This window comes from Herbaspirillum sp. B65 (assembly GCF_000333555.1).
GTDB classification, from domain to species: Bacteria; Pseudomonadota; Gammaproteobacteria; order Burkholderiales; family Burkholderiaceae_D; genus Herbaspirillum; species Herbaspirillum rubrisubalbicans.
This window is the reverse complement of the sequence record NZ_BADI01001121.1, coordinates 1-4,790: the sequence shown is the minus strand read 5'-3', so window position 1 is coordinate 4,790 and position 4,790 is coordinate 1. Positions and strand designations below refer to the sequence as shown.

The 4,790-nt window shown below is 63.2% G+C and carries 3 protein-coding genes and 1 pseudogene; all 4 read right to left on the bottom strand.

The window, feature by feature from the left end; genetic code table 11:
• Positions 1-202 (bottom strand): annotated as a pseudogene (locus tag I5W_RS34335) (8-oxoguanine deaminase); the annotation flags it as partial.
• A 294-nt stretch (positions 203-496) separates the two neighbouring features.
• The gene (locus I5W_RS26590) at positions 497-2,260 is read right to left on the bottom strand and encodes an allantoate amidohydrolase (protein WP_171939008.1); all 1,764 of its coding nucleotides are present in this window, start codon (positions 2,258-2,260) and stop codon (positions 497-499) included.
• 276 nt (positions 2,261-2,536) lie between these two features.
• Positions 2,537-3,931 (bottom strand): nucleobase:cation symporter-2 family protein, encoded by a 1,395-nt coding sequence (locus tag I5W_RS26585; RefSeq protein WP_044531516.1) that lies wholly within the window; start codon positions 3,929-3,931, stop codon positions 2,537-2,539.
• Positions 3,932-4,201: 270 nt separating this feature from the next.
• The coding region (locus tag I5W_RS26580) for a LysR substrate-binding domain-containing protein (protein WP_044531515.1) at positions 4,202-4,790 on the bottom strand (589 nt) is incomplete at its 5' end.

Below are 4,790 nucleotides of genomic sequence, written 5' to 3'. Positions count from 1 at the left end.
AGGCCGGGGATCACCACGTGTGGGTGGCGTCGATAACCTCGTCCGCTTCTNGGGGCAGGTCTNGGGTCTGGCCGACTTGTTCGATGACGTTGTCGCGGATGAAGAGGGCGCCGTTTGTGATTTCTTCGCGGGTCTCGTTCATGGTGACCAGGACGCGGGCGTTCTTGATCAGCAGGGTCTTGCCTTGGGCGGGGTGTTGCATGGTGCTGGACTCCTTCTTGGGTTCCTTGTTGGGTTGGTGTTGGCTTGCGGGTCGGCGCAGGTGACAGGGGGGAGTCCCTTTCTTGCCCTATTGACGGCTGCGTCGGGTGGGGTTGTTGGGAGGGTTAAGGTCCGCTTAATGCTGGGTGTTGTAGCGTTATTTCTGGTTGAATTCAATTGCTATAGGTAGTCAGCACGGAATGCATTGTTACGCTTTACGTCTCCCTACCGTTCGTCCTGAGTAGCGGCCGCGCCGCGTATCGAAGGCGCGCCGTACTGTAAATCATATAAATAATTAATTCTTGGCCCTGAAGCTACGCAGGAAATCCAGCAGGATCTGCCCCGACACCTCGGCATCATCGGCCGTCATCGTTTCCAGCGGGTTGTGGCTGATGCCGCCGTTGCCGCAGCGGGTGAAGAGCATACAGACGTCGGTCAGCCTGGCGATGGCCATGGCGTCGTGGCCGGCGCCGGAGGCCAGCTCGAAGGGTGGGATGCCGGCGCGCTCGGTGGCGGCGGCCAGTTGGGCCATCAGCCAGGGGGCGCAGGGAGCCGCCGGGGCGCTCAAGGTTTCTTCGAGCTTGACGTCGATGCTGCGGCGTTCGCAGATGGCGGCGATTCTCTCCAAGATGTCCTGCACCGCAGCTTGTCGCACATCGTCACGGGCGGCGCGGATGTCCAGCGAGAGCTGGCAGGCGCCAGGGATGACGTTGGTGGAACCACGCGGAACCTGCAACTGGCCCACCGTGCCGACCAGGGCTGCGTGCTGGTCCTGCGCGCAGCGCTGCTCGACGTACAGGATGATTTCGGCCGCTGCCGCCGCAGCATCCTTGCGCATGTCCATCGGGGTGGTGCCGGCATGACTGGCTACGCCCTTCAAGTCCACCAGATAGCGCGAGCTGCCGGCAATCGAGGTGACGATGCCCACCGGCAGGTCGCGGTTGAGCAGGACCGGGCCTTGTTCGATGTGGACTTCGACGTAACCAAGGATGTCGGCCGGGTCGCGGGCGATCTGCGGGATGGCGGCGACATCGTGGCCGGCCTGGGTGATGACCTCGCGCAGGCGGATGCCGTCCTTGTCCTGCAAGTCCAGCAGATTCAAATCGAAGTGGCCGGTGATCGCATTGCTGCCCAGGAAGGTGCTCTTGAAACGCACGCCTTCTTCTTCCGAAAACCCGATCACCTCGACGTGGAAGGGCAGGCTCTCGCCACGCTCGTGCAGGTGCTTGATCACGGCGATGGGCAGCAGGATGCCTTCGCGGCCATCGTACTTGCCGCCATTGCGCACCGTGTCGTAGTGCGAGCCGGTCAGCAAGGTCTTGGCCTGCGGGTCGCTGGAGAGGTAGCGGCCGACCACGTTGCCCACGGCGTCGATGTGGACGTGCATTCCGGCCTCGCGCATCCATTGGGCGATCTGCGCGGCGGTGCGGCGGTGGGTGTCGGTGAGGTAGGTGCAGGTGAGGGCGCCTTGGTCTTCGGACAGGGCGCCGATGTCTTCGGCCCATTGCATGACGGTAGCGCCCAAGGCCGGGTGATAGCCGAGCAGGTCGTTGAGGCGCAGCTCGGCAATGCGACCGATCTGGCGCAGGGCTTCGCGCAGCTCATCGGCGACCTGATTGCGCAGGCGGCGCTCGAAGGTGGCGATGATCTGCTGGCGCGTCAGGCCGACGCCGGTCGGGCCCTTGACAGCCAGGATGAAGGGGAAGCCGAACTTGGCGTTGTAGTTCGCATTGAGAGTTTGCAGGGTGGCGAATTCTTCCGGGCTGCACAGGTTCAGGCCGGCTTTGGCTTGTTCGCCGGTGGATTCGGCGGTCAGCTCGCCGGCAATGGCGGCGCGCCCTGCCAGTTCGGGGTGGGCGCGGATGAGACCCAGTTGCTCGGCGCGGCTGGCCTCGCTGACGACGTTCTGCAGGGCCAGCTTGAGCGCGGTCAGAGTGCGGAACGGGCGCTGCGCGGCGGCGCGTTCGGGAATCCAGGGCGAGTGCTCGTAGATGCCGTGCAGGGCGGCGATGAAGGCCGAGTGCTCGGCCTGGTTCAATTGGTCCAGTGTGGTGGTCATGTAGTTGCCGGCCGGCATGGCGCCGGCGCCCTCGCTTGTTCGTTGGTGATGCGCTCAAAAACGGCATCGGCAATCTGTAGCAATCTGTGCATCAGGATTGTCGCTGCCCATTGTTGCGTGCGGCTGTCGTCTCAACTGTGCAGCCAGGCCCGTCCGGTGGGCATCTGGGTGCGTTGGAGCGCAGATGAGACTTTAAAACATCTTGGCGCGGATGGCATCAAGGCTTTCATTTCGGGACGGGCAGCTTGTCTGAATTCAGAGCTCAGAGCCCAGAGCTCAGTGGTCTGAACTCTGGGCCGCGGCCACGGCATAGCCTGCCACGTCTTGGTCGCTGCCGCGGCCATTGAAGAACAGGTTCAGGCTCACCGCCATGGCCGAGGCCAGCAGGATGCCGCTGTGGAAGATGCTGCCCAGCAGGTGCGGCATCTTGTCGAAGAAGGTTGGGGCGACGATGGGGATCATGCCTACGCCGATGCTGATGGCGACGATGAAGAGATTGTTGCGGTTGCCGTGGAAATCCACCTTGGAGAGGATCTTGATGCCGGTGGCCGCGACCATGCCGAACATGACGATGCCGGCGCCACCCAGCACGAATTGCGGGATCGAGGCAGCTACGTGGGCCATCTTGGGGAACAGGCCAAAGACGATCAGGATCACGCCGGCCGCCACGCACACAAAGCGGCTGCGAACGCCGGTCACACCCACCAGGCCGACGTTCTGGGAGAACGAGGTATAGGGGAAGGTGTTGAAGAGCCCCCCGATGACCGTGCCCAGGCCATCCACGCGCAAGCCGCTGGCCAGGGTGCGGTCATCGATGGGACGGCCGACGATGTCCCCCAGGGCCATGAACATGCCAGTCGATTCGATCATGGTCACGATCATGACCAGGCACATGCTGATGACGGAGGCCAGGTCGAATTGCGGCCAGCCATAGTGGAAGGGTTGGATGAAGGCGAACCAGTCGGCCGCGTCCAGGCCGTCGAAGCTGATCTTGCCCAGCGCCAGGGCGATCACGAAGCCCACCACCATGCCCAGCAATACCGAGATGTTGGAGAGAAAGCCGCGGGTGTACTTGGTGATGAGCAGGATCGCCACCAGCACCAGGGCGGCAATGGACAGCGATAGCGGCGAGCCGTAGTCGGGATTGGGCAGCTTGACGAAGACGCCGTCGACCAGCTTGCCGATCACCGGTTGTCCTCCCGCGGCCCAGTTGATGCCGACTCCCATCAGGGATACTCCGATGACCGTGATGACGGTGCCGGTCACCACCGGCGGAAAGTAGCGCATCAGCTTGCTCATGTAGGGCGCAGCCAGGATGCAGAAGATACCGGAGACGATCACGGCACCATAGATGTGCAGGATGTTCAGTTGCGGGTTGTTGGCCATGGCCACCATCGGCCCCACGGCAGCGAAGGTGACGCCCATCATGACCGGCATCTTGATGCCGAATTTCCACAGGCCGGCGCTCTGGATGATGGTGACCAGGCCGCAGCAGAACAGATCGGCGCTGATGAGATAGGCGATTTCCGACTTGGGCAGGTTCAGGGCGCCGCCGATGATGAGCGGCACCGCGATGGCGCCGGCATACATCACCAGCACATGCTGCATTCCGAGGGCAAACAGCTTCAATAAGGGCAGGCGTTCATCCACCGGCTGGCTGGGGGCTTGCATGGGTATTTCTCCTGGCATTTTTTCTCGAAGGAACCCGACATGCGAGCGCGCCCGGAATGGTGTGGTTTTCGGTGAGGGCGTGCCTGGTCGTTGGAAGGAGGTTCCGGCCCAGTACCGTGTTCCACATCTTGGTGCAGTCTGTGCATGGATGCCGGCCTGATGGTGGCGATACTAATGCAATCCGGGACGAGCGATATATATGCTGCGGCATACCACCTGATGTTCCGTCGATATATCCCCTCCGGCCCTTTCCTTGTGCCGGCGCGGTTTTCAGGCCCGCGCCTGGGCCATCGTCTTGGCCGCCGCGCTGACCTGGGCGCGCAGCCATTTGTGTTCGGTCGCCTGGTGCACGCGCTCATGCCAGAGCTGGTAGAAGCGCAGCGGCGGAAACTTGATGGGCACCGTATAGCTTTTCAGAGGCAGCAGTTTTTCGTAGAAGCGGGCGAACTGCTGGCCGGCGGTCAGCACCAGGTCGGTCTGCGCCACCATGTAGGGCAACATGCGGAAGTGGGCGGACTCGACCACCACGTTGCGGCGCAGGTTCTGCTTTTCCAGGAAGCTGTCGATGCTGCCGTGGTAGCCGGGCAGGATCTGCGACGGGGCGGCATGGGGCAGCTCCAGGTAATCCTCCATGCGCATGGCCTCGCGCGCGGTGCGCTTGGCGTAGGCGCAGTCGGCGCGCATCAGGCAGACGATGGGGTCGTCGAACAGCTTGGAGAGGTGCAGGTGGGCCGGTGGCGCATCCCAGTTGGCGATCACCAGGTCCAGGTCGCCATCCGAGAGCCGGCGCACGTAGTCGGTATCGGGCCCCAGGGCATGGATGACGATGCGGCTGCGAGGCGACTCGCGGCGCACGCGG

Excerpts from the sequence above, each read along its gene's own strand:
- I5W_RS26590 (WP_171939008.1), bottom strand. The coding sequence starts at position 2,260 with ATGACCACCACACTGGACCAATTGAACCAGGCCGAGCACTCGGCCTTC.
- I5W_RS26585 (WP_044531516.1), bottom strand. The coding sequence starts at position 3,931 with ATGCAAGCCCCCAGCCAGCCGGTGGATGAACGCCTGCCCTTATTGAAG.